This is a genomic window from Lelliottia sp. RD5 (assembly GCF_056032945.1).
In genome coordinates, this window is record NZ_JBVYHQ010000001.1 from 1,477,220 (window position 1) to 1,500,193 (window position 22,974).

Below are 22,974 nucleotides of genomic sequence, written 5' to 3' on the forward strand. Positions count from 1 at the left end.
ATAGCGATTACACCGTTTTATTCTACTCTTCTCATACGCATCAAATTTTATTTAATAAAATAAGTAGCAGCTCATTGACCTTATTTTTAGGCATCTTTTTTTTCGATGAAATACTAACAGCCTGATCGACAAGCAAAAAAAACGCCGCAATATGCGGCGTTTGTCTCTCATTGACCTGGATTACTCGCCAGCTTTCGCCCAGGTGTCACGCAGACCGACCGTACGGTTAAAGACCAGTTTGGTAGCGGTTGCATAACGGCTGTCGAGACAGAAGTAGCCTTCACGCTCAAACTGGTAAGCCTTGCCGGCTTCAGCATTTTTCAGTGACGGCTCAGCGTAGCCCTGTTTGATCAGCAGTGATTCCGGATTGATCGTCGCCAGGAAATCTTCCGCAGCGCCCGGATTCGGCACGCTGAACAGACGATCGTAAAGACGAATTTCAACCGGCAGCGCGTGCGCAGCGCTGACCCAGTGAATAACGCCTTTCACTTTACGGCCATCCGCCGGATCTTTGCTGAGGGTTTCGGCGTCATAGCTGCAGAAAATCGTCGTGATATTGCCTTCTGCGTCCTTTTCTACGCGTTCAGCTTTGATCACGTAGGCATTGCGCAGGCGCACTTCTTTGCCCATCACCAGACGTTTGTACTGTTTGTTGGCTTCTTCGCGGAAATCGGCGCGGTCGATCCAGAGTTCTGCGCTGAATGGCACTTCGCGGCTACCCATTTCCGGTTTGCTCGGATGGTTAGGCATCGTCACCAGCTCGCTTTCGCCCTGCGGATAGTTTTCGATAACCAGTTTAACCGGATCGATAACGGCCATTGCGCGCGGCGCGTTTTCGTTCAAATCTTCGCGAATACAGGATTCCAGCGACGCCATCTCGATGGTGTTGTCTTGCTTGGTCACGCCGATACGCTTGATGAATTCGCGGATAGAGGAGGCGCTGTAACCACGGCGACGCAGACCGGAAATGGTCGGCATACGCGGGTCATCCCAGCCTTCAACGTGCTTGTCTGTCACCAGCAGGTTCAGCTTACGCTTAGACATCACGGTGTATTCCAGATTCAGACGAGAGAACTCGTACTGACGCGGATGCACAGGAATGGTGATGTTATCCAGCACCCAGTCGTACAGACGACGGTTGTCCTGGAATTCCAGCGTACACAGAGAGTGCGTGATGCCTTCCAGCGCATCGCTGATGCAATGGGTGAAGTCGTACATCGGGTAGATGCACCACTTGTTGCCGGTCTGGTGGTGTTCGGCAAATTTGATACGGTACAGAACCGGATCGCGCATCACGATGAAAGGCGATGCCATGTCGATTTTGGCACGCAGACACGCTTTACCTTCTTCGAAACCACCGGCACGCATTTTTTCGAACAGTGCGAGGTTTTCTTCGACGCTGCGATCGCGGTATGGGCTGTTTTTGCCCGGCGCAGTCAGCGAGCCGCGATATTCACGAATTTCGTCAGCAGACAGTTCGTCAACGTAGGCCAGGCCTTTATTGATCAGCTCCACCGCATAGGCAAAGAGCTGATCAAAATAGTCTGAAGAGTAGCAAATGTCGCCTGACCAGTTGAATCCTAGCCACTGCACATCTTTTTTAATGGACTCAACGTATTCGATGTCTTCTTTTACTGGGTTGGTGTCATCGAAACGCAGGTTGCATTGGCCCTGATAGTCTTGCGCAATGCCAAAGTTCAGGCAGATGGATTTCGCATGGCCAATGTGCAGGTAGCCATTAGGCTCCGGCGGAAAACGGGTATGCACCGTGGTGTGCTTACCACTGGCCAGATCTTCATCGATGATCTGACGAATAAAGTTACTCGGGCGGGCTTCAGCCTCACTCATCGTGGATTCCTCAAAGGCATAAATAACGTATAGCGGCGTATGATCTTATAAGCCGGACGTAGTGACAACCCTTAAAACGTCCAGGAGGAAAATAATGGGGGCGAATGATGCAAAAAAAAGCGGCGGAGGATAACCCCCGCCGCTTAAGGCATGAACTCTACTCAGGAGCGATTACTTGCCTTTAATCTCATACAGCGGGGTCTGGCCTGCAACAACCTGACCTTTTGCCTGAATCACCAGGCCGCTAAAGTCGTCAATATTGCTACAGACAACCGGGCTTATCATGGAGCGCGCATGGGCGTTCAGGAAGTCCAGATCCATTTCCAGAATCGGCTCACCTGCGACCACTTCTGCGCCCTCTTCAACCAGACGCGTAAAGCCTTTACCCCCCAGAGCAACCGTATCAATGCCCATATGGACAACGATTTCGGCACCCTTTTCGGTTTCCAGACAGAACGCATGGTTGGTGTTGAAGATTTTAACGATAGTGCCGGCCGCTGGTGATACGACGAGTTTTTCGGTTGGAATCACTGCCACACCGTCGCCCACCGCTTTGCTGGCAAAGGCTTCGTCAGGAACCTGTTCAATCGCCACAACTTCGCCGGTCACTGGCGAAACCAGCGCTGCAATAGTGGTTGCGTTGGGGACGGCCTGCGGTTTGGCGGCGACTGGCGCTGCAACTGGAGCAGAACCGGATTCTGATGCGGCAACCGGACCGGTGGTTTTCATTGCGTTAGCGATTTTTTCGGCAACGAAGCCAACAATAATCTGCACGCTGGTTTTATTCAGACGAATCACGCCTGATGCACCCAGGCGTTTTGCCAGCGCTTCGTTAACCAGAGAGGAGTCTTTCACGTTCAGGCGCAGACGCGTGATGCATGCATCAATCCCCGTCAGGTTATCAGAACCGCCCACTGCGGCGATGTACTGACGCGCCAGACCGGCAACATCCTGGTCTGCGTTGCCACTCACATTCACGTCCTGACCATCCGCTTCGCTACCGGCAACAGCCAGTTCACGACCCGGAGTCATCAGGTTGAATTTAGTGATTGTGAAGCGGAACACCACGTAATAGATCGCGAAGAACACCAGACCCTGCGGGATCAGCATCCACCAGTGCGTCGCCAGCGGGTTACGAGAGGACAGCACCATATCCACCAGACCTGCGCTGAAGCCGAAACCTGCAATCCAGTGCATTGACGCGGCGATGAACACAGAGATACCGGTCAGCACGGCGTGAATGAAGTACAGCACCGGCGCAACGAACATGAAGGAGAATTCCAGCGGCTCGGTGATACCGGTGAAGAAGGCTGCAAACGCACCCGCCATCATGATACCCAGAACTTTCGCTTTGTTCTCTGGACGCGCGCAGTGGTAGATGGCCAGCGCCGCACCCGGCAGACCGAACATCATGATCGGGAAGAAGCCCGCCTGGTAACGACCCGTGATACCGACAACCGCTTTACCTGCTTCGATGGACTGTGCGCCACCCAGGAAGTTAGGAATATCGTTAATACCCGCAACGTCAAACCAGAATACAGAGTTCAACGCGTGATGCAGACCGACTGGAATCAGCAAGCGGTTGAAGAACGCATACACGCCCGCACCGGCAGAACCCAGTTTCTGAATGTGTTCACCAAAGTTCACCAGACCATCAAAGATCAGCGGCCAGATGTACATCATGATGAAGGCAACAACGATCATCACGAAAGAGGTCAGAATCGGCACCAGACGACGACCGCTGAAGAAGGAGAGCGCTTTTGGCAACTCTACGCTGCTGAAGCGGTTGTACAGTTCAGCGGAGATAATACCCACCATAATACCCACGAACTGGTTGCTGATTTTACCGAACGCAGCAGGCACCTGATCTGCTGGGATCTTCTGAATCATCGCCACCGCCGCCGGTGAACACAGAGTGGTCAACACGAGGAAGCCCACAAAACCGGTCAGCGCCGCAGCACCGTCTTTATCTTTGGACATGCCGTAAGCGACACCAATCGCAAACAAAACGGACATGTTGTCGATGATGGCGGAACCCGATTTAATGAAGAGCGCCGCTAATGCGTTGTCTCCACCCCAGCTAACCGGGTCAATCCAGTAACCGACACCCATCAGAATTGCTGCCGCTGGCAGCGTGGCTACCGGCACCATCAGTGCGCGGCCAACCTTTTGTAAATAACCTAGAATACTCACTTTCTTCCCCCTTGAGACCCCGTTTAAGGCACGTTCTCAGCTGTTTTTTATTGTGTCACTAACTTATCTATACAGTTGATGAATCACTGGCATTCTGAGTGTGTGAAAAATTAATTCGTATCGCAAATTAAATGCGTACTTTTTGTGAGTTTTGTCACCAAATATCGTTATTAACCCTCCCTTCCACTGGCTAACAGGCAAAACTTATTTTATCATTCAAAAAATCAAGACGGATTGCCCCTGCTTGACGTGATCCAGGTTACGCTTATTAAAACTCCAGGCGCGCCATCCGCCCACTTTTTTTACTTAACTTAGAGGTGAACAATGAGACTGATTCCCCTGGCAACGGCTGAACAAGTCGGTAAATGGGCCGCTCGCCATATCGTTAACCGCATTAATGCGTTTAAACCGACTGCCGATCGTCCTTTCGTTCTGGGTCTCCCAACCGGCGGTACACCGCTGACGGCGTATAAAGCATTAGTCGAAATGCATAAAGCGGGCCAGGTTAGCTTCAAACATGTGGTGACTTTCAATATGGACGAATATGTCGGCCTGGCGAAAGAGCATCCAGAAAGCTATCACAGCTTCATGCACCGTAATTTCTTTGATCATGTTGATATCCCAGCTGAAAATATTAACCTGCTGAATGGCAACGCGCCTGATATTGACGCAGAATGCCGTCAGTACGAAGAAAAAATCCGCTCATACGGCAAAATTAACCTGTTTATGGGTGGCGTGGGTAACGATGGTCACATTGCGTTTAACGAACCTGCGTCCTCTCTGGCTTCTCGCACCCGTATTAAAACGCTGACGCATGACACCCGCGTGGCAAACTCTCGCTTCTTCGACGGCGATGTCAGCCAGGTGCCTAAATATGCACTGACTGTTGGCGTGGGTACGCTGCTGGATGCAGAGGAAGTGATGATTCTTGTGCTGGGTAACGTGAAAGCACAGGCGCTTCAGGCTGCCGTTGAAGGCAACGTCAATCACATGTGGACCATCAGCTGCCTGCAGTTGCATCCAAAAGCCGTCGTCGTGTGCGATGAGCCATCCACGATGGAACTGAAAGTGAAAACGCTGAAATACTTCAACGAGTTAGAAGCTGAAAACATCAAAGGTCTGTAATTGAATTACCGTCTCTTCATAATAGAGAGAGACGGTCGCATTTTTAACCGGGGGTCGTTATGTACGCTTTAACCCACGGTCGGATTTATACCGGCCATGAAATTCTGGATGACCATGCGATTGTTATCGCTAATGGCCTGATTGAACGTGTCTGCCCACTGGCTGACTTGCCGCCAGGGATCGAGCAGCGCTCACTCAATGGAGCAATACTCTCCCCCGGTTTTATCGACGTTCAGCTCAACGGCTGCGGCGGCGTGCAGTTTAATGACACGGCGGAGGCCGTTACGGTCGACACGCTGGAGATCATGCAGAAAGCCAATGAGAAATCAGGCTGCACCAGCTATCTGCCCACACTTATCACCACCAGCGATGACCTAATGAAACAAGGTATCCGTGTGATGCGTGAATACCTGGCAAAACATCCGAATCAGGCGTTGGGTCTGCATCTGGAAGGGCCGTGGCTGAACATCGTCAAAAAAGGAACGCACAACCCAAGCTTCGTGCGTAAACCCGATGCCGAGCTGGTCGATTTTATGTGCGCAAACGCAGATGTGATCACCAAAGTGACACTCGCCCCCGAAATGACGGGCCCAGACGTGATCAGCAAACTGGCGGCGGCAGGCATTGTGGTATCGGCTGGTCACTCCAATGCCACGTTAAAAGAGGCTAAAACCGGTTTCCGTGCAGGGATTACTTTTGCCACCCATCTGTATAACGCGATGCCGTACATTACGGGCCGCGAACCAGGCCTGGTAGGCGCGATTCTGGATGAACCCGACGTGTACTGCGGCATTATCGCCGACGGCCTGCACGTGGATTACACCAACATCCGCAATGCCAAACGCCTCAAGGGCGATAAGCTGTGCCTGGTGACTGACGCGACGGCTCCAGCAGGGGCAAACATTGAACAGTTCATTTTTGCTGGTAAAACAATATACTACCGTAATGGATTGTGTGTGGATGAGAACGGTACGCTGAGCGGCTCTGCGCTGACGATGATCGAAGGGGTACGCAACCTGGTTGAACATTGCAGCATCGCACTGGACGAAGTGCTGCGTATGGCAACGCTCTATCCGGCTCGCGCTATCGGTGTAGACAAACAGCTGGGCGGGATTGCGCCGGGCATGGTTGCCAACCTGACCGCCTTCACGCACGATTATAAAATTACTAAGACCATCGTTAATGGTAACGAGGTCGTCACTGAGTAAGTAAAAGTATGACATCTGGCGGACAAGCTCAAATCGGTAATGTTGACCTCGTTAAACAACTTAACAGTGCGGCAGTTTATCGCCTGATTGACCAGCACGGTCCGATCTCGCGCATACAGATTGCTGAACAGAGCCAGCTTGCTCCCGCCAGCGTGACAAAAATTACGCGTCAGCTTATTGAACGCGGATTGATCAAAGAAGTCGATCAGCAGGCCTCCACCGGAGGCCGACGCGCCATCTCTATCATTACCGAAACCCGCAATTTCCACGCCATCGGCGTGCGCCTGGGCCGTCATGACACCACGCTGACATTGTACGATTTGAGCAGCAAAGTGATCGCAGAAGAGCACTACCCGCTTCCCGAACGCACTCAGGAAACGCTTGAACATGCGTTGCTCAACACCATCGCGCAGTTTATTGAAAACAGTCAGCGCAAAATCCGTGAGCTGATCGCCATCTCTGTCATTCTGCCAGGGCTAGTTGATCCAGAAACAGGCGTCATTCGTTATATGCCGCACATTCAGGTTGAAAACTGGGGCCTGGTGGGCGCGCTCGAAAAGCGTTTCAACGTTACCTGTTACGTCGGCCATGATATTCGTAGTCTGGCGCTGGCTGAGCACTATTTTGGTGCGAGCCAGGACTGTGAAGACTCCATTCTGGTGCGGGTACACCGGGGAACCGGCGCCGGAATTATCTCTAACGGGCGAATTTTCATTGGCCGTAACGGCAACGTCGGTGAGATCGGTCATATCCAGGTCGATCCGCTCGGCGAGCGCTGCCATTGCGGCAATTTCGGCTGTCTGGAAACGGTTGCGGCTAACGCTGCCATTGAACACCGCGTCCGACATTTGCTTGAACAGGGCTACCAAAGCCGTATCACGCTGGACGATTGTAAGATCCATACCATTTGCAAAGCCGCCAACAAAGGCGATGCCCTGGCATGTGAAGTGATTGAGCAGGTGGGTCGCCACTTAGGGAAAACCATTGCTATCGCCATCAACCTGTTCAACCCGCAAAAAGTGGTTATCGCAGGCGAAATTACTGAAGCAGAAAAAGTGCTGCTTCCGGCCATTGAAGGCTGCATTAATGCTCAGGCGCTGAAAGCCTTTCGCCAGAATTTACCCGTCGTGCGTTCAACGCTCGATCACCGCTCTGCGATTGGCGCGTTTGCGCTGGTCAAACGCGCCATGCTTAACGGTCTGCTGCTCCAGCGTTTGCTGGAAAGCTAAGCACCCTTTATAGTGACCCCTTCTTTTTTCGAGATGCCAGGTAGTCCATGACCATTCAGAATGTGATTTGTGATATTGACGGCGTGCTGATGCACGATAACGTTGCTGTGCCCGGTGCAGCAGAATTTCTGAACCGCATCATGGAAAAAGGGATGCCGCTGGTACTGCTCACGAATTATCCGTCACAAACTGGGCAAGACCTGGCAAATCGTTTTGCCACTGCCGGTGTGAATGTGCCGGACAGCGTGTTTTATACCTCAGCGATGGCTACCGCTGACTTTCTGAAACGTCAGGAAGGGAAAAAAGCCTACGTCGTGGGTGAAGGCGCATTAATCCACGAACTGTATAAAGCGGGATTTACCATCACTGATGTGAATCCGGATTTTGTGATCGTGGGTGAAACGCGTTCCTATAACTGGGAAATGATGCATAAAGCGTCTTATTTTGTGGCCAACGGCGCGCGCTTTATCGCCACTAACCCGGATACCCATGGCCGCGGTTTTTATCCCGCCTGTGGCGCACTCTGCGCGGGAATCGAGAAGATTTCTGGACGCAAGCCTTTCGTTGTCGGTAAACCCAGCCCGTGGATTATTCGCGCGGCGCTGAACAAAATGCAGGCCCATTCCGAGCACACCGTGATCGTGGGCGATAACCTTCGCACCGATATCCTGGCTGGATTCCAGGCCGGGCTTGAAACTATCCTCGTGCTTTCCGGCGTGTCGACCATCGATGACATCGACGCCATGCCGTTCCGGCCAAGCTGGATATACCCCTCCGTCGAAGAAATTGACGTTATCTGATAATCAACCACGCCCAAGCGCGTGGTTTTTCATTTCTAACGCTCAAAAACGCAATCGCATCTAACAAAACCCGTTAAAAATTGAATTTTCATCAATAAAACAGTCTGCTAAGTGTTCGTTTTTCAACATTCAGCAATCACTATTGCACTTTTTACGTTTTACTCCGTAAAAGCCTTGCGCGCGCCCCCCTTTTTACGGCATTTTCATAAGCAAGCAACATCACAATGCAACAGGGTTAACGGAGAAGGTTATGTGTTCAATTTTTGGCGTACTGGATATTAAAACTGACGCAGTCGAACTGCGTAAAAAGGCACTTGAGTTGTCTCGCCTGATGCGCCATCGCGGTCCGGACTGGTCCGGCGTTTATGCCAGCGATAAAGCGATTCTGGCTCACGAACGTCTGTCGATTGTTGACGTCAACGCAGGCGCGCAGCCGCTGTATAACGATAAAAAAACGCACGCGCTGGCCGTTAACGGTGAAATTTATAACCATCAGGCGTTGCGTGCAGAATATGGCGATCGCTATGCATTCCAGACCGGTTCCGACTGTGAAGTGATTCTGGCGCTGTACCAGGAGAAAGGACCTGAATTCCTCGACGATTTGCAGGGTATGTTCGCCTTCGCATTGTACGACAGCGAAAAAGACGCCTACCTGATTGCCCGTGACCATATCGGTATCATCCCGCTGTATATGGGCCACGACGAACACGGCAACTTCTATGTTGCCTCTGAAATGAAAGCCCTGGTACCGGTTTGCCGTACTATCAAAGAATTCCCGGCGGGCAGTTTCCTGTGGAGTAAAGACGGCGAAATCCGTTCTTACTACCAGCGTGACTGGTTCGATTACGATGCCGTTAAGGATAACGTGACCGATAAAGCCGAACTGGCGCAAGCGCTGGAAGATGCAGTGAAAAGCCATTTGATGTCAGACGTTCCTTACGGCGTGCTGCTGTCTGGCGGCCTGGATTCTTCGGTTATCTCGGCAATCACCAAAAAATTTGCTGCGCGTCGCGTAGAAGATCAAGAACGCTCTGAAGCCTGGTGGCCGCAGCTGCACTCTTTTGCCGTTGGCCTTGAAGGTGCGCCGGATCTGAAAGCCGCGCAGGAAGTCGCCAACCATTTGGGCACCGTGCACCATGAAATTCACTTCACCGTGCAGGAAGGTCTCGACGCGATCCGCGACGTGATTTATCACATCGAAACGTATGACGTGACAACTATTCGCGCGTCAACGCCGATGTATTTGATGTCCCGTAAAATCAAGGCTATGGGCATTAAAATGGTGCTGTCAGGCGAAGGCTCTGACGAAGTCTTCGGCGGTTACTTGTACTTCCATAAAGCACCAAATGCCAAAGAACTGCATGAAGAAACGGTGCGCAAACTGCAGGCGCTGCATATGTTTGACTGCGCTCGCGCCAACAAAGCCATGTCCGCATGGGGTGTGGAAGCCCGCGTCCCGTTCCTGGATAAGAATTTCCTCGACGTGGCAATGCGGATCAACCCGCAGGATAAAATGTGTGGCAACGGCAAAATGGAAAAACACGTTCTGCGCGAATGTTTTGAATCTTATTTGCCTGCAAGCGTCGCATGGCGTCAGAAAGAACAGTTTTCCGACGGCGTGGGCTACAGCTGGATCGACACGCTGAAAGAGGTGGCAGCGAAGCAGGTTTCAGATAAGCAACTGGAAACCGCGAGCTTCCGCTTCCCGTACAACACGCCAGGCTCAAAAGAAGCCTATTTGTACCGTGAGATTTTCGAAGAATTGTTCCCGGTGCCAAGTGCTGCAGAATGTGTGCCAGGCGGTCCGTCAGTGGCCTGCTCTTCTGCAAAAGCTATCGAATGGGACGAATCGTTCAAATCCATGAACGATCCATCAGGCCGCGCTGTAGGCGTGCACCAGTCTGCCTACAAATGATCCAAACGATCGACAACAGGCCCTTCGGGGCCTTTTTTATTGCTCGTGTTTCGTTAAATAAAATCGATTAATAACCAATAATTGCCGAATATTCGGTCACGCTGTTCGCAACCTAACCAAACACTCACATTCTGGCCATTTTCGTTGAAAAAGGTGTTGACGCTGCAAGGGTCTATACGCATAATGCGCCCCGCAACGCCGATAAGGTAGCGTGAAAAAAGATGGCTACGTAGCTCAGTTGGTTAGAGCACATCACTCATAATGATGGGGTCACAGGTTCGAATCCCGTCGTAGCCACCATCTTTTTTTGCGGGAGTGGCGAAATTGGTAGACGCACCAGATTTAGGTTCTGGCGCCGCAAGGTGTGCGAGTTCAAGTCTCGCCTCCCGCACCATTCTCATTTAGCGTTGCACGGATGGGGTATCGCCAAGCGGTAAGGCACCGGTTTTTGATACCGGCATTCCCTGGTTCGAATCCAGGTACCCCAGCCATTTTCTTCGATTTGCGGTTCTCCGTGGTTATTGGGGTATCGCCAAGCGGTAAGGCACCGGTTTTTGATACCGGCATTCCCTGGTTCGAATCCAGGTACCCCAGCCATCGAAGAATGCAGTTCGGCTACGTAGCTCAGTTGGTTAGAGCACATCACTCATAATGATGGGGTCACAGGTTCGAATCCCGTCGTAGCCACCAAATTAGGGACGTATCGATTAACGTCGGTCACCCAGAAAAAATTGTTGGGGTATCGCCAAGCGGTAAGGCTCTGGTTTCTGATACCAGCATTCCGAGGTTCGAATCCTCGTACCCCAGCCAATTTTAAAAAGTCGTTGACCCTTTTGTTTAACGCAATTGGGGTGTCGCCAAGCGGTAAGGCACTGGTTTCTGATACCAGCATTCCGGGGTTCGAATCCCTGCACCCCAGCCAATAAGTCACAAAAAAGCCCGCTCTGCGGGCTTTTTTGTTTTTGTCGTTATAGTGCAGCCCTTCCCTTTCCCCGAAGGGAAAAGGGAAGAGTCAGTGCAAAGTTTAAAGACCCAAGGCGTACTTCAAGGCCTGACGCTTAAGGCCGCCCGCACGTTCCGCAGCCATCAGCCCCACATTACGCAACACGCGCAACGGACCGAGATCGTTGCTGAATCCCGCGTAAAACAAGTCCATCCCCGACTGCATCAGAAAATTATCCGCCATACGCCGCATCTGGTAACGCTTAAGCACTGCCGCGCTCGCCCAAGGCTCTGCGTGTCCTCGTGCACTCTGTAATACGTCCAGCAACGCTTCGACATCACGATAGCCGAGATTAACGCCCTGTCCTGCCAGCGGATGAATGGTATGGGCCGCATCGCCCACCAGCGCCAGTCCTTCCTGAGTATATTGCAGCGCGTGCCGACGCGTTAACGGGAAACCGCCCGCCGCAACCGGAGTCACCTTACCGAGCCGCGCCGGGAAATGGTGTTCAATTTCGCGCTGTAACTGCTCCATCGACAGCCCTTGTAGCTGACGAATTCGTGCAGGCGTGTCGTACCACACCAGCGAAGCCCAGTTATCAAAAAGCGGCAAAAAGGCATGCGGGCCGTTTGGCGTAAAATGCTGCCAGGTGCTGTTACCTGGATCGTTCTCGCATTTAACCGTAATCAGCATACAAGACTGCTGATACTGCCAGGCATGAATACCCATCCCCGCCATCTGTCGGACCTGCGAATTCGCGCCGTCCGCCCCAACGACCAGCGTGACTGCCAGCTCATCGCCGTTGTCCAGCACGAGTAAATGCCCACTGTCGTGACGATGAAGTGCTTTCAGCGAAGCCGGGACGCGTAACGTGACGTTTGGGTGCGCCTCAAGCGCCTGCCAGAGCGCCAGTTGCAGGATATTATTTTCCACCATGTAACCCAGCAGCGGCAATTTCAGCTCGGCGGCATCAAACGTGACATGGGCGTTTTCCCACTCCCAGGTTTCCAGGCGGCGATACGGATGGGCGCGCATCGCCAGGATTGCATCCCAAATCCCCAGCCCACGCAGAAGATCCACCGATGCCGCACTGATCGCGGAGATCCGAACATCGGGTTGCTGCGTATTATCAAACGCAGGTGGTGCGGCCTGTTCGATGACCGTTACCTGAAATCCCTGCTGTGCCAGCCCGAGCGCCAGTGCGCCGCCGACCATCCCGCCGCCGACAACGGCAATTTCGGTTTGTTGGAGTGTCATGGTCAATAATCCTTTTAAGAGAATCCCTTCAGTTTACCGGATTTTTACGCCCTTGCGGCTGCCAACCTTCATACTGGTCACAACCCCACCAAAGCATTACAATACGCGGCTTGCAATCCTGAGCCTGAGCAAGTCGATGACTAAAAAACTCCATATAAAAACCTGGGGCTGTCAGATGAACGAATACGATTCATCAAAGATGGCCGATCTGCTGAATGCGACCCACGGGTATGAACTGACCGAACTCGCAGAAGAAGCCGATGTGCTGCTGCTTAACACCTGCTCAATTCGTGAAAAAGCGCAGGAAAAAGTCTTCCATCTGTTAGGCCGCTGGAAACTTCTCAAAAAGAAAAATCCGGATCTGATCATCGGTGTCGGTGGTTGCGTGGCCTCGCAAGAAGGTAAACTGATTCGCACCCGCTCCCCGTACGTTGATATCGTATTTGGCCCGCAGACTTTGCATCGCCTGCCAGAAATGATCAACTCGGTGCGCGGCGACCGCAGCCCGGTTGTCGATGTAAGCTTCCCGGAAATCGAAAAATTTGACCGCCTGCCGGAGCCCCGTGCCGACGGCCCGAGCGCGTTCGTCTCTATCATGGAAGGCTGCAATAAATACTGCACTTACTGCGTGGTGCCTTACACCCGCGGCGAAGAAGTCAGTCGCCCGTGTGATGACATCCTGTTTGAAGTCGCCCAGCTTGCGGCGCAAGGCGTACGTGAAGTGAACCTGCTAGGCCAGAACGTCAACGCCTGGCGCGGCGAAAACTACGATGGCAGCACCGGTACTTTTGCCGAACTGCTGCGTCTGGTTGCCGCTATCGACGGTATTGATCGCGTACGCTTTACCACCAGCCATCCGATCGAATTCACGGATGACATCATTGACGTTTATCGCGATACCCCAGAACTGGTGAGTTTCCTGCATCTGCCGGTCCAGTGCGGTTCTGACCGTATACTGAACCTGATGGGCCGCACCCATACCGTGCTGGAATACAAAGCTATCATCCGTAAGCTGCGTGAAGCGCGTCCGGATATCCAGATAAGCTCCGATTTTATCGTTGGCTTCCCTGGCGAAACGACCGACGACTTTGAGCGCACCATGAAGCTTATCGGTGAAATCAATTTTGACGTCAGCTTTAGCTTTATCTTCTCCGCACGTCCGGGAACACCTGCTGCCGATATGGTTGACGATGTGCCGGAAGACGAAAAGAAACAGCGCCTGTACATTTTGCAGGAGCGTATTAACCAGCAGGTCACGGCCTGGAGTCGTCGCATGCTTGGCACGACCCAGCGTATTCTTGTGGAAGGCACGTCCCGCAAGAGCGTCATGCAGCTTTCAGGCCGTACCGAGAACAACCGCGTGGTTAACTTTGAAGGCACGCCGGACATGATCGGCAAGTTTGTCGACATTGAAATTCTGGAAGTGCTCACCAACTCCATGCGTGGCAAAGTGGTCCGTACAGAAGATCAGATGGGACTGCGCGTGGCGGAAACACCTGCCTCCGTCATTGCCCGTACGCGCAAAGAAAATGATTCAGGCGCGGTGGTGTATCAGCCGTGATGCGTTCAGGCCTGCCCGTCTGGCAGGCCTTGTAATTCCCTTCTGCATCCCCAATATGCAAGCATAAGCTTGCGCCTTTAATCTGTGGCGTGAATAATTTCGTTATGACGACTCGTCTGTAGGCCGGATTTGCATATCGCAATCCGGCAATACACACCTTAAGAGGAACAGTTTGAATACAGAAACGCGTGAAATGTCCCTTGAGCCAGCAGACAACGCTCGCCTGCTGAGCCTGTGCGGGCCGTTTGATGACAACATCAAACAACTGGAGCGACGTCTGGGTATTGAAATCAATCGTCGCGATAATCACTTCAAACTCACCGGACGCACCATCTGCGTCAACGCCGCGGCGGATATCCTGCGCAGCCTGTATGTCGATACCGCCCCGATGCGCGGAGAGACGCAGGATATTGAGCCTGAAAAAATTCACCTCGCGATTAAAGAAGCGCGCGTACTGGAACAGAGCGCGGACAGCGTTCCTGAATACGGCAAGGTGATTAATATCAAAACCAAGCGCGGCGTCATCAAGCCACGCACGCCGAATCAGGCGCAGTACATCGCCAACATTCTTGATCATGACATCACGTTCGGCGTCGGCCCTGCGGGGACAGGTAAAACGTATCTGGCCGTTGCAGCGGCAGTGGATGCGCTGGAACGCCAGGACATTCGCCGAATTCTGCTGACCCGTCCCGCGGTCGAAGCCGGTGAAAAACTGGGCTTCCTGCCGGGCGATTTGAGCCAAAAAGTCGATCCGTATCTGCGTCCATTGTATGACGCCTTGTTCGAAATGCTGGGCTTTGAAAAAGTCGAAAAGCTGATTGAACGAAACGTTATCGAAGTCGCCCCGCTGGCCTACATGCGCGGCCGTACGCTGAATGACGCGTTTATTATTCTTGATGAGAGCCAGAACACCACCATCGAACAGATGAAGATGTTCCTGACGCGTATTGGCTTCAACTCGAAAGCCGTGATTACCGGCGATATTACCCAGATCGACCTGCCGCGCAGCACGAAATCCGGTCTGCGCCACGCCATTGAAGTGCTGGCGGAAGTGGATGAAATCAGCTTTAACTTCTTCAACAGCGAAGACGTGGTCCGCCATCCGGTGGTAGCGCGCATCGTTAACGCCTATGAGGCATGGGAAGAGGCAGAGCAAAAACGTAAAGCAGAACACGCAGCGGAACGCAAACGCGAATCCCAGGAGCAAGAGAATAAATGAGTCAGGTGATCCTCGATTTACAGCTGGCATGTGAAGACAATTCCGGTTTGCCGGAAGAGAGTCAGTTCCAGAAATGGCTGGATGCGGTGATTCCCCAGTTTCAGGAAGAGTCAGAAGTGACGATTCGTGTGGTGGATGAAGCGGAAAGTCACGAGCTCAACCTGACCTACCGCGGGAAAGACAAGCCGACTAACGTGCTCTCGTTTCCGTTTGAAGCACCTCCTGGTATTGAGCTGCCGCTGCTGGGCGATTTAATCATCTGCCGCCAGGTAGTTGAACAGGAAGCTAAAGAGCAGCAAAAACCGCTCGACGCGCATTGGGCGCATATGGTCATTCACGGTAGCCTGCATCTGCTTGGTTACGATCATATCGAAGACGAAGAAGCGGAAGAGATGGAATCCCTTGAGACAGAGATAATGCTTGCTCTGGGCTATGAGGATCCGTACATTGCCGAGAAAGAATAGTCAGCGAAGCTTATGTAGCTGAACTGACACATCATGCCGCCGCAAAGGGACATTTCCTGCGGCGGTGCGCTTTACACTGACGAGAGAACCCTTAACAAACGCCATGAGCGACGACAATTCACACAGTAGCGACACGACAACCAGTAAGAAGGGATTTTTCTCCCTCATTCTGAGCCAGCTTTTCCACGGTGAGCCAAAAAACCGTGATGAACTTCTGGAGCTGATTCGTGATTCCGGGCAGAACGATCTTATCGATGAAGATACGCGCGAAATGCTCGAAGGGGTCATGGACATCGCCGACCAGCGCGTTCGCGATATTATGATCCCCCGCTCGCAGATGATTACCCTGAAACGCAACCAGACGCTGGACGAGTGCCTCGATGTCATCATCGAATCTGCCCACTCGCGTTTCCCGGTCATCAGCGAAGACAAAGATCACATCGAAGGGATTCTGATGGCGAAAGATCTGCTGCCGTTTATGCGCAGCGATGCCGAAGCCTTCAGCATGGAAAAAGTGTTACGCCAGGCGGTGGTGGTTCCGGAAAGTAAGCGTGTTGATCGCATGCTGAAAGAGTTCCGCTCCCAACGCTACCACATGGCGATTGTTATCGATGAATTTGGCGGTGTTTCCGGCCTTGTTACGATTGAAGACATTCTCGAACTGATTGTCGGCGAGATTGAAGACGAATATGACGAAGAAGACGATATCGAATTCCGTCAGTTGAGTCGTCACACCTGGACCGTGCGCGCGCTGGCCTCTATTGAAGAGTTCAACGAAACTTTCGGCACCCACTTCAGCGATGAAGAGGTCGATACCATCGGTGGTCTGGTGATGCAGGCATTCGGTCATCTTCCTGCGCGTGGCGAATCCGTTGAAATCGACGGTTACCAGTTTAAGGTCGCCATGGCCGACAGTCGCCGTATTATACAGGTTCACGTCCGAATGCCGGACGACTCCCCGGTACCAAAACTGGAAGACTAATGTAAATGGCATTTGCCCCATTATTTGAACGCCAGCGCGTACGTTTGCTGCTGGCGCTGTTATTCGGAGCCAGCGGAACGCTGGCTTTTTCTCCTTACGACATCTGGCCCGCTGCGCTTATTTCGCTGATGGGTTTGCAAGGATTAACGCTTAACCGTCGCCCGGTACAGGCCGCCGCAATCGGCTACTTCTGGGGGCTTGGCCTGTTCGGCTCAGGCATTAACTGGGTTTACGTCAGTATCGCGCAGTTTGGCGGAATGCCGGGGCCGGTTAACGTTTTCCTTGTGGTGCTGCTGGCCGCCTATCTTTCACTGTATACCGGTTTGTTTGCAGGCGTTCTCTCGCGCCTGTGGCCTAAAACGACCTGGATTCGTGTCGCCATTGCTGCGCCAGTGGTCTGGCAAATTACCGAATTCCTGCGCGGCTGGGTGCTCACCGGCTTCCCGTGGCTCCAGTTCGGTTACAGCCAGATTGACGGTCCATTGAAAGGACTCGCGCCCGTCATGGGCGTTGAGGCGATCAACTTCCTGCTGATGGTGGTCACCGGCCTGCTCGTTCTGGCACTGATTAAACGTAACTGGAAACCGCTGGTTGTTGCGGTTGTGCTGTTCGCATTGCCCTTCCCGCTGCGTTACATCCAGTGGTTTACGCTGGAGCCTGAACGCGCCACCCAAGTGTCTATGGTACAGGGCAATATCCCTCAGTCGCTGAAGTGGGACGAGAACCAGCTCATTAACACGCTGAAAATCTATCTCGATGCGACGCAAAAAGAGATGGGTAAATCGCAGCTGATTATCTGGCCTGAGTCGGCGATTCCGGATCTGGAAATCAATCAGCAACGTTTTCTGAGCATGATGGACGATCTACTGCGTGCGCGTAATAGCACGCTGATCACCGGGATTGTCGACGCGCGGCTGAATAAGCAAAACCGTTACGACACCTACAACACCATCATTACGCTTGGTAAAGACAACCCGTACAGCTACGAGTCGACCAACCGCTACAACAAAAACCACCTGGTGCCGTTTGGCGAATTTGTCCCTCTGGAAACGATTCTTCGCCCGCTCGCCCCGTTCTTCGATCTGCCGATGTCGTCATTTAGCCGCGGCCCCTACGTCCAGCCACAGCTGCATGCCCATGGGTTAGCGCTGACCCCCGCCATTTGCTACGAAATTATTCTTGGCGAGCAGGTCCGCGACAACTTCCGCGCTGACACCGATTATCTGCTGACCATTTCAAACGATGCCTGGTTTGGTAAGTCGATTGGCCCGTGGCAACATTTCCAGATGGCGCGTATGCGTTCGCTGGAGCTGGCCCGACCGTTACTGCGCAGCACCAACAACGGCATCACCGCAGTGATTGGCCCGCAGGGCGAAATCCAGGCGATGATCCCGCAGTTCACCCGTGCGGTATTGACCACAAAAGTTACACCAACCACTGGCCTGACGCCGTACGCTCGTACCGGAAACTGGCCGCTGTGGATCCTGACTGTGCTATTTGGTTTTGGCGCGCTACTGATGAGTTTACGTCAGCGTCGTCGTTAAGCCCTTCCTTTGCCCGGCCACGCGTTGTGTGTCGGGCAAACAAATCCTGCCTTATTTGCCATTTCTGGCACACCTATTGCTTTGTTAAATCACATATTCAGTCGTTTGGCTTAACGTGCAACCCAGTCGCACCATCGCAGTTCAGCGGTAGCACCGAAACGGTGCAACGAAAGATTATTGCCTCTGAATGGTGCGGCGCGCTTCGCAAAAATAAACAATAACGCAGCAAAATCTTTACATTAAGCCAGACTAAATGTTAACAAGCTTGCATAACACTGCACTCGCATAGCGCGAGATATAACAACATCACAATGGGTATCGATGCGTCTCTGGCGCAGATAATAAAAGGAGTTGGGTATGCAATTACGTAAACTGGCCACAGCAATGCTGGTAATGGGAATGTCCGCAAGCGTCGTTCACGCTGAAGACGCCCCGGCAGCCGGGAGCACTCTCGACAAGATTGCCAAAAATGGCGTGATCGTGGTCGGCCACCGTGAATCTTCCGTCCCGTTCTCATACTACGACAACACGCAAAAAGTCGTGGGTTACTCACAGGATTACTCCAACGCAATCGTTGAAGCCGTCAAGAAAAAGCTGAACAAACCCGATCTTGAGGTGAAGCTGATTCCAATTACCTCACAAAACCGCATTCCGCTGCTGCAAAACGGCACCTTCGATTTTGAGTGTGGTTCTACGACGAACAACCTTGAGCGTCAAAAACAAGCGGCCTTCTCCGACACCATTTTCGTGGTCGGTACGCGTCTGCTGACCAAAAAAGGCGGCGACATTAAAGACTTCGCGGACCTGAAAGGCAAAGCCGTTGTTGTGACCTCGGGTACCACTTCTGAAGTTCTGCTGCACAAGCTGAACGAAGAGAAGAAAATGGATATGCGCATCATCAGTGCGAAAGACCACGGTGATTCCTTCCGTACGCTGGAAAGCGGTCGTGCAGTGGCCTTTATGATGGATGACGCTCTGCTGGCTGGCGAACGTGCAAAAGCGAAGAAGCCTGATAACTGGGAAATCGTCGGCACCGCGCAGTCTAAAGAAGCTTACGGCTGTATGCTGCGTAAAGACGATGCGGACTTCAAAAAGCTGATCGATGACACCATCGCGAAAACGCAGACCTCTGGCGAAGCGGAAAAATGGTTCGATAAGTGGTTCAAGAACCCGATTCCACCAAAAAATCTCAACATGAACTTTGAACTGTCTAGCGACATGAAAGCCCTGTTCAAAGAACCAAACGACAAAGCACTTAACTAATTAGAACCATAGGGGCGGGATCTCCTGCCCTCTCGATTGTCGGGAAGCGTGGACAGACTATACGCTGAGTGGTCGTTCCCCACTCAGCGCGAAAATTGAGCTTCTCACCAATCTTCGAGGGTAGCGCTGCTACCCTTTTTTTTCTGGAGTTGATTATGTCAATAGACTGGAACTGGGGCATTTTTCTGCAACAAGCTCCGTTCGGCAACACAACCTATCTCGGCTGGCTGTGGAGCGGCTTTCAGGTCACCGTTGCGCTCTCTATAACGGCCTGGATTATCGCTTTCCTTGTCGGCTCGCTGTTCGGTATTTTGCGTACCGTACCTAACCGTTTTCTCTCTTCTCTTGGCACGCTTTACGTTGAACTGTTCCGTAACGTTCCGTTAATCGTGCAGTTCTTTACGTGGTATCTGGTCGTTCCTGAACTGTTACCTGAAAATCTCGGCATGTGGTTTAAGTCGGAGCTGGACCCTAACATTCAGTTCTTCGTCTCCTCCATGCTCTGCCTTGGGTTGTTCACCGCGGCGCGCGTCTGTGAGCAGGTTCGTTCAGGCATCCAGTCTCTGCCGCGTGGGCAAAAAAATGCCGCGCTGGCAATGGGACTGACGCTGCCACAAGCCTACCGCTATGTGCTGCTGCCAAACGCCTATCGCGTGATCGTGCCGCCGATGACCTCAGAGATGATGAACCTGGTGAAAAACTCGGCTATCGCCTCGACCATCGGTCTGGTCGATATGGCGGCGCAAGCGGGCAAGCTTTTGGATTACTCCGCGCACGCGTGGGAATCCTTCACCGCGATCACGCTCGCCTATGTGCTGATTAACACTGTCATCATGCTGGTGATGAACCTGGTTGAACGTAAAACTCGCCTGCCGGGCAATCTGGGGGGCAAATAATGTACGAGTTTGACTGGAGTTCCATCGTCCCATCGATGCCGTATCTGCTGGACGGACTGTTGATTACCTTAAAAATCACCGTCATTGCCATCGTTATCGGTATTGTCTGGGGCACGATTCTGGCGGTCATGCGCCTGTCGAGCTTTAAACCGTTTGCCTGGTTCGCCACGGCTTATGTCAACGTTTTCCGCTCCATTCCACTGGTAATGGTGCTGCTGTGGTTTTATCTGATCGTACCGGGTCTGTTGCAAAACGTGCTTGGGCTTTCGCCGAAAGCGGATATCCGCCTGATCTCTGCAATGGTCGCTTTCTCGATGTTTGAGGCGGCTTATTATTCAGAAATTATTCGCGCAGGTATTCAGAGCATTTCGCGTGGGCAATCCAGCGCAGCGCTTGCGTTAGGCATGACTCACTGGCAGTCAATGAAGCTCATCATTCTGCCGCAGGCGTTTCGCGCCATGGTTCCACTGCTGCTCACGCAGGGTATTGTCCTCTTCCAGGATACGTCACTTGTGTATGTGCTGAGCCTCGCGGACTTCTTCCGCACAGCTTCCACAATCGGTGAGCGTGACGGTACGCAGGTGGAGATGATCCTGTTCGCAGGTGCGGTTTATTTTGCAATTAGTTTAAGTGCATCGCTATTGGTCAGCTGGCTGAAGAAAAGGACAGTGCAATGATTTCCCTGAAAAATGTTTCAAAATGGTATGGGCACTTTCAGGTGCTGACCGACTGCTCAACGGAAGTGAAAAAAGGCGAAGTGGTGGTGGTTTGCGGGCCGTCAGGTTCCGGTAAATCTACGCTTATCAAAACGGTTAACGGCCTTGAACCTGTTCAGCAGGGTGAGATTACCGTCGATGGCACGAAGGTGAACGACAAAAGCACTGACCTCGCGAAATTGCGTTCTCATGTCGGCATGGTATTCCAGCACTTTGAGCTGTTCCCGCATCTGTCGATTATTGAGAACCTGACGCTGGCGCAGATTAAAGTGCTCAAACGCGACAAAACGGCCGCGCGTGAAAAAGGGTTAAAGCTTTTGGAACGTGTCGGGTTGTCTGCCCATGCAAATAAGTTCCCGGCGCAGCTTTCCGGCGGTCAGCAGCAACGTGTGGCTATCGCCCGCGCGCTGTGTATGGACCCGATTGCCATGCTGTTCGATGAACCCACTTCTGCACTCGATCCAGAGATGATTAACGAAGTGCTGGACGTCATGGTTGAACTGGCTCACGAAGGCATGACCATGATGGTGGTGACCCACGAAATGGGCTTTGCCCGTAAAGTGGCGAATCGTGTGATCTTTATGGATGAAGGCAAGATTGTCGAAGATTCTCCGAAAGAAGATTTCTTTGCCAATCCGCAATCCGATCGCGCTAAAGACTTCCTCGCAAAAATCCTGCACTAATCAATACCGTGCGCAATCTTCGGATTGCGCACGACTTCACGCTTTGCCTCTCTTTTTCTCGTCTGTATCACATCGCGGCGTTAACCTTGTCACAAACTCACGCTCAGAATGGAGAACAGAACGCTATGGCACTGCCTATTATTCTCGATTGCGATCCGGGTCATGATGACGCTATCGCACTTGTTCTTGCCCTCGCATCACCGGAGTTGGCCCTCAAAGCAGTTACCTCTTCCGCTGGAAATCAAACACCCGACAAAACGTTGCGTAACGTGTTGCGCATGTTGACGTTGCTTAACCGTACCGATATTCCGGTGGCGGGTGGCGCGCGCAAGCCCCTGATGCGTGATTTAATTATTGCTGATAACGTCCATGGCGTGACCGGCCTTGACGGCCCGGCACTGCCAGAACCGGCTTTCAAACCCCAGGAGTGTACGGCGGTCGAACTTATGGCCAACGTGCTGCGCGCAAGCGATGAACCCGTCACGCTGGTGGCAACCGGCCCGCAAACGAACGTGGCGCTACTGCTCAATAGCCACCCAGAGCTGCACAGTAAGATCGCGCGTATTGTGATCATGGGTGGATCGATGGGGTTAGGGAACTGGACGCCTGCCGCCGAATTTAACATTTTCGTCGATCCCGAAGCGGCTGAGATTGTGTTCCAGTCCGGCTTACCGATTGTCATGGCAGGCCTTGACGTCACCCATCGTGCGCAAATTATGGCAGCAGATGTTGAGCGTTTCCGCGCGATTGGCAACCCTGTTGCGACCACCGTGGCAGAATTGCTCGACTTCTTTATGGAGTACCACAAAGCGGAAAAATGGGGATTCCATGGCGCGCCGTTACACGATCCTTGTACGATTGCCTGGCTGTTAAAACCGGATCTGTTTACCACAGTTGATCGCTGGGTCGGCGTGGAAACCCAGGGGAAATACACGCAAGGGATGACGGTGGTGGATTATTATTCGCTGACCGGTAACAAACCGAATACCACGCTGATGGTCGATATCGACAGACAAGGTTTTGTGGATTTACTCTCGGAGCAGCTGAAGTTTTACAACTAGTGCGTTCTGATGCCCTCTCCCACGTGAAGAGGGAGCAAACACTAAAAAAGGCAACTGGCGTTGCCTT

18 protein-coding genes and 7 tRNA genes are annotated in these 22,974 nt (G+C 52.5%); 22 read left to right on the forward strand and 3 right to left on the reverse strand.

Going from position 1 to position 22,974, the window contains the following annotated elements:
- Positions 1-180: 180 nt before the first annotated feature.
- Both glnS and nagE read right to left on the reverse strand, forming a co-directional pair.
- Entirely contained in the window at positions 181-1,848 is a 1,668-nt protein-coding gene (gene glnS, locus AC0LWE_RS07400; RefSeq protein ID WP_219346879.1) for a glutamine--tRNA ligase, read from the reverse strand.
- 171 nt (positions 1,849-2,019) lie between these two features.
- The gene (gene nagE, locus AC0LWE_RS07405; RefSeq protein WP_202667172.1) at positions 2,020-4,041 is read right to left on the reverse strand and encodes an N-acetylglucosamine-specific PTS transporter subunit IIBC; all 2,022 of its coding nucleotides are present in this window, start codon (positions 4,039-4,041) and stop codon (positions 2,020-2,022) included.
- Between the two features lie 324 nt (positions 4,042-4,365).
- On the opposite strand from nagE, the gene nagB reads away from it, so the two are divergent.
- From nagB to AC0LWE_RS07465, 12 genes are all read left to right on the forward strand, one after another.
- Complete coding sequence (gene nagB, locus AC0LWE_RS07410) at positions 4,366-5,166, forward strand: glucosamine-6-phosphate deaminase (protein ID WP_012016593.1); 801 nt, start codon at positions 4,366-4,368, stop codon at positions 5,164-5,166.
- A 59-nt stretch (positions 5,167-5,225) separates the two neighbouring features.
- The gene (nagA, locus tag AC0LWE_RS07415; protein ID WP_216981715.1) at positions 5,226-6,374 is read left to right on the forward strand and encodes an N-acetylglucosamine-6-phosphate deacetylase; all 1,149 of its coding nucleotides are present in this window, start codon (positions 5,226-5,228) and stop codon (positions 6,372-6,374) included.
- An 8-nt stretch (positions 6,375-6,382) separates the two neighbouring features.
- On the forward strand, positions 6,383-7,603 hold the full coding sequence (gene nagC, locus AC0LWE_RS07420) for a DNA-binding transcriptional regulator NagC (protein ID WP_174342292.1): 1,221 nt from the start codon (positions 6,383-6,385) through the stop codon (positions 7,601-7,603).
- Between the two features lie 47 nt (positions 7,604-7,650).
- On the forward strand, positions 7,651-8,403 hold the full coding sequence (gene nagD / locus AC0LWE_RS07425) for a ribonucleotide monophosphatase NagD (protein ID WP_012016590.1): 753 nt from the start codon (positions 7,651-7,653) through the stop codon (positions 8,401-8,403).
- A 250-nt stretch (positions 8,404-8,653) separates the two neighbouring features.
- Complete coding sequence (gene asnB, locus AC0LWE_RS07430) at positions 8,654-10,318, forward strand: asparagine synthase B (RefSeq protein ID WP_012016589.1); 1,665 nt, start codon at positions 8,654-8,656, stop codon at positions 10,316-10,318.
- A gap of 223 nt (positions 10,319-10,541) precedes the next feature.
- Positions 10,542-10,618, forward strand: a tRNA-Met gene (locus tag AC0LWE_RS07435).
- A 9-nt stretch (positions 10,619-10,627) separates the two neighbouring features.
- Positions 10,628-10,712, forward strand: a tRNA-Leu gene (locus tag AC0LWE_RS07440).
- A gap of 22 nt (positions 10,713-10,734) precedes the next feature.
- A tRNA-Gln gene (locus AC0LWE_RS07445) sits at positions 10,735-10,809 on the forward strand.
- Between the two features lie 31 nt (positions 10,810-10,840).
- Positions 10,841-10,915: transfer RNA gene (locus AC0LWE_RS07450), tRNA-Gln, on the forward strand.
- A 16-nt stretch (positions 10,916-10,931) separates the two neighbouring features.
- A tRNA-Met gene (locus AC0LWE_RS07455) sits at positions 10,932-11,008 on the forward strand.
- Positions 11,009-11,053: 45 nt separating this feature from the next.
- Positions 11,054-11,128 (forward strand) — tRNA-Gln (locus AC0LWE_RS07460).
- A gap of 37 nt (positions 11,129-11,165) precedes the next feature.
- Positions 11,166-11,240 (forward strand) — tRNA-Gln (locus AC0LWE_RS07465).
- A 102-nt stretch (positions 11,241-11,342) separates the two neighbouring features.
- Here AC0LWE_RS07465 and ubiF read toward each other — a convergent pair.
- A complete protein-coding gene (ubiF, locus tag AC0LWE_RS07470) occupies positions 11,343-12,518 on the reverse strand; it encodes a 3-demethoxyubiquinol 3-hydroxylase (RefSeq protein WP_131487643.1) in 1,176 nt (391 codons plus the stop codon).
- A 136-nt stretch (positions 12,519-12,654) separates the two neighbouring features.
- Between ubiF and miaB the strand changes: the two genes are divergently transcribed.
- The 10 genes from miaB to rihA all read left to right on the forward strand — a co-directional run bounded on the left by miaB (position 12,655) and on the right by rihA (position 22,907).
- The gene (gene miaB / locus AC0LWE_RS07475) at positions 12,655-14,079 is read left to right on the forward strand and encodes a tRNA (N6-isopentenyl adenosine(37)-C2)-methylthiotransferase MiaB (RefSeq protein ID WP_059178651.1); all 1,425 of its coding nucleotides are present in this window, start codon (positions 12,655-12,657) and stop codon (positions 14,077-14,079) included.
- Positions 14,080-14,251: 172 nt separating this feature from the next.
- Positions 14,252-15,298: a PhoH family protein gene (locus AC0LWE_RS07480; RefSeq protein WP_202665228.1), complete on the forward strand. Its 1,047-nt coding sequence runs from the start codon at positions 14,252-14,254 to the stop codon at positions 15,296-15,298.
- Entirely contained in the window at positions 15,295-15,762 is a 468-nt protein-coding gene (gene ybeY / locus AC0LWE_RS07485; RefSeq protein WP_012016585.1) for an rRNA maturation RNase YbeY, read from the forward strand. Before AC0LWE_RS07480 ends, ybeY begins: the two co-directional genes overlap by 4 nt.
- Positions 15,763-15,865: 103 nt before the next feature.
- Entirely contained in the window at positions 15,866-16,744 is an 879-nt protein-coding gene (corC, locus tag AC0LWE_RS07490; RefSeq protein WP_059178653.1) for a CNNM family magnesium/cobalt transport protein CorC, read from the forward strand.
- A gap of 5 nt (positions 16,745-16,749) precedes the next feature.
- Positions 16,750-18,288, forward strand: coding sequence for an apolipoprotein N-acyltransferase (lnt, locus tag AC0LWE_RS07495; protein ID WP_174342294.1), 1,539 nt, complete (start codon positions 16,750-16,752; stop codon positions 18,286-18,288).
- A gap of 357 nt (positions 18,289-18,645) precedes the next feature.
- Entirely contained in the window at positions 18,646-19,551 is a 906-nt protein-coding gene (locus AC0LWE_RS07500) for an amino acid ABC transporter substrate-binding protein (RefSeq protein ID WP_012016582.1), read from the forward strand.
- A 155-nt stretch (positions 19,552-19,706) separates the two neighbouring features.
- Positions 19,707-20,447, forward strand: a complete 741-nt coding sequence (locus AC0LWE_RS07505; RefSeq protein ID WP_012016581.1) for an amino acid ABC transporter permease — start codon at positions 19,707-19,709, stop codon at positions 20,445-20,447.
- Positions 20,447-21,124 carry a glutamate/aspartate ABC transporter permease GltK gene (gene gltK / locus AC0LWE_RS07510; protein ID WP_012016580.1) on the forward strand — a complete coding sequence of 226 codons (678 nt, stop codon included), beginning with the start codon at positions 20,447-20,449 and terminating at the stop codon, positions 21,122-21,124. Before AC0LWE_RS07505 ends, gltK begins: the two co-directional genes overlap by 1 nt.
- A complete protein-coding gene (locus AC0LWE_RS07515) occupies positions 21,121-21,846 on the forward strand; it encodes an amino acid ABC transporter ATP-binding protein (protein ID WP_059178655.1) in 726 nt (241 codons plus the stop codon). The genes gltK and AC0LWE_RS07515 overlap by 4 nt, the downstream gene beginning before the upstream one ends.
- A 125-nt stretch (positions 21,847-21,971) precedes the next feature.
- The gene (gene rihA, locus AC0LWE_RS07520) at positions 21,972-22,907 is read left to right on the forward strand and encodes a pyrimidine-specific ribonucleoside hydrolase RihA (protein WP_474265128.1); all 936 of its coding nucleotides are present in this window, start codon (positions 21,972-21,974) and stop codon (positions 22,905-22,907) included.
- Positions 22,908-22,974 lie beyond the last annotated feature (67 nt).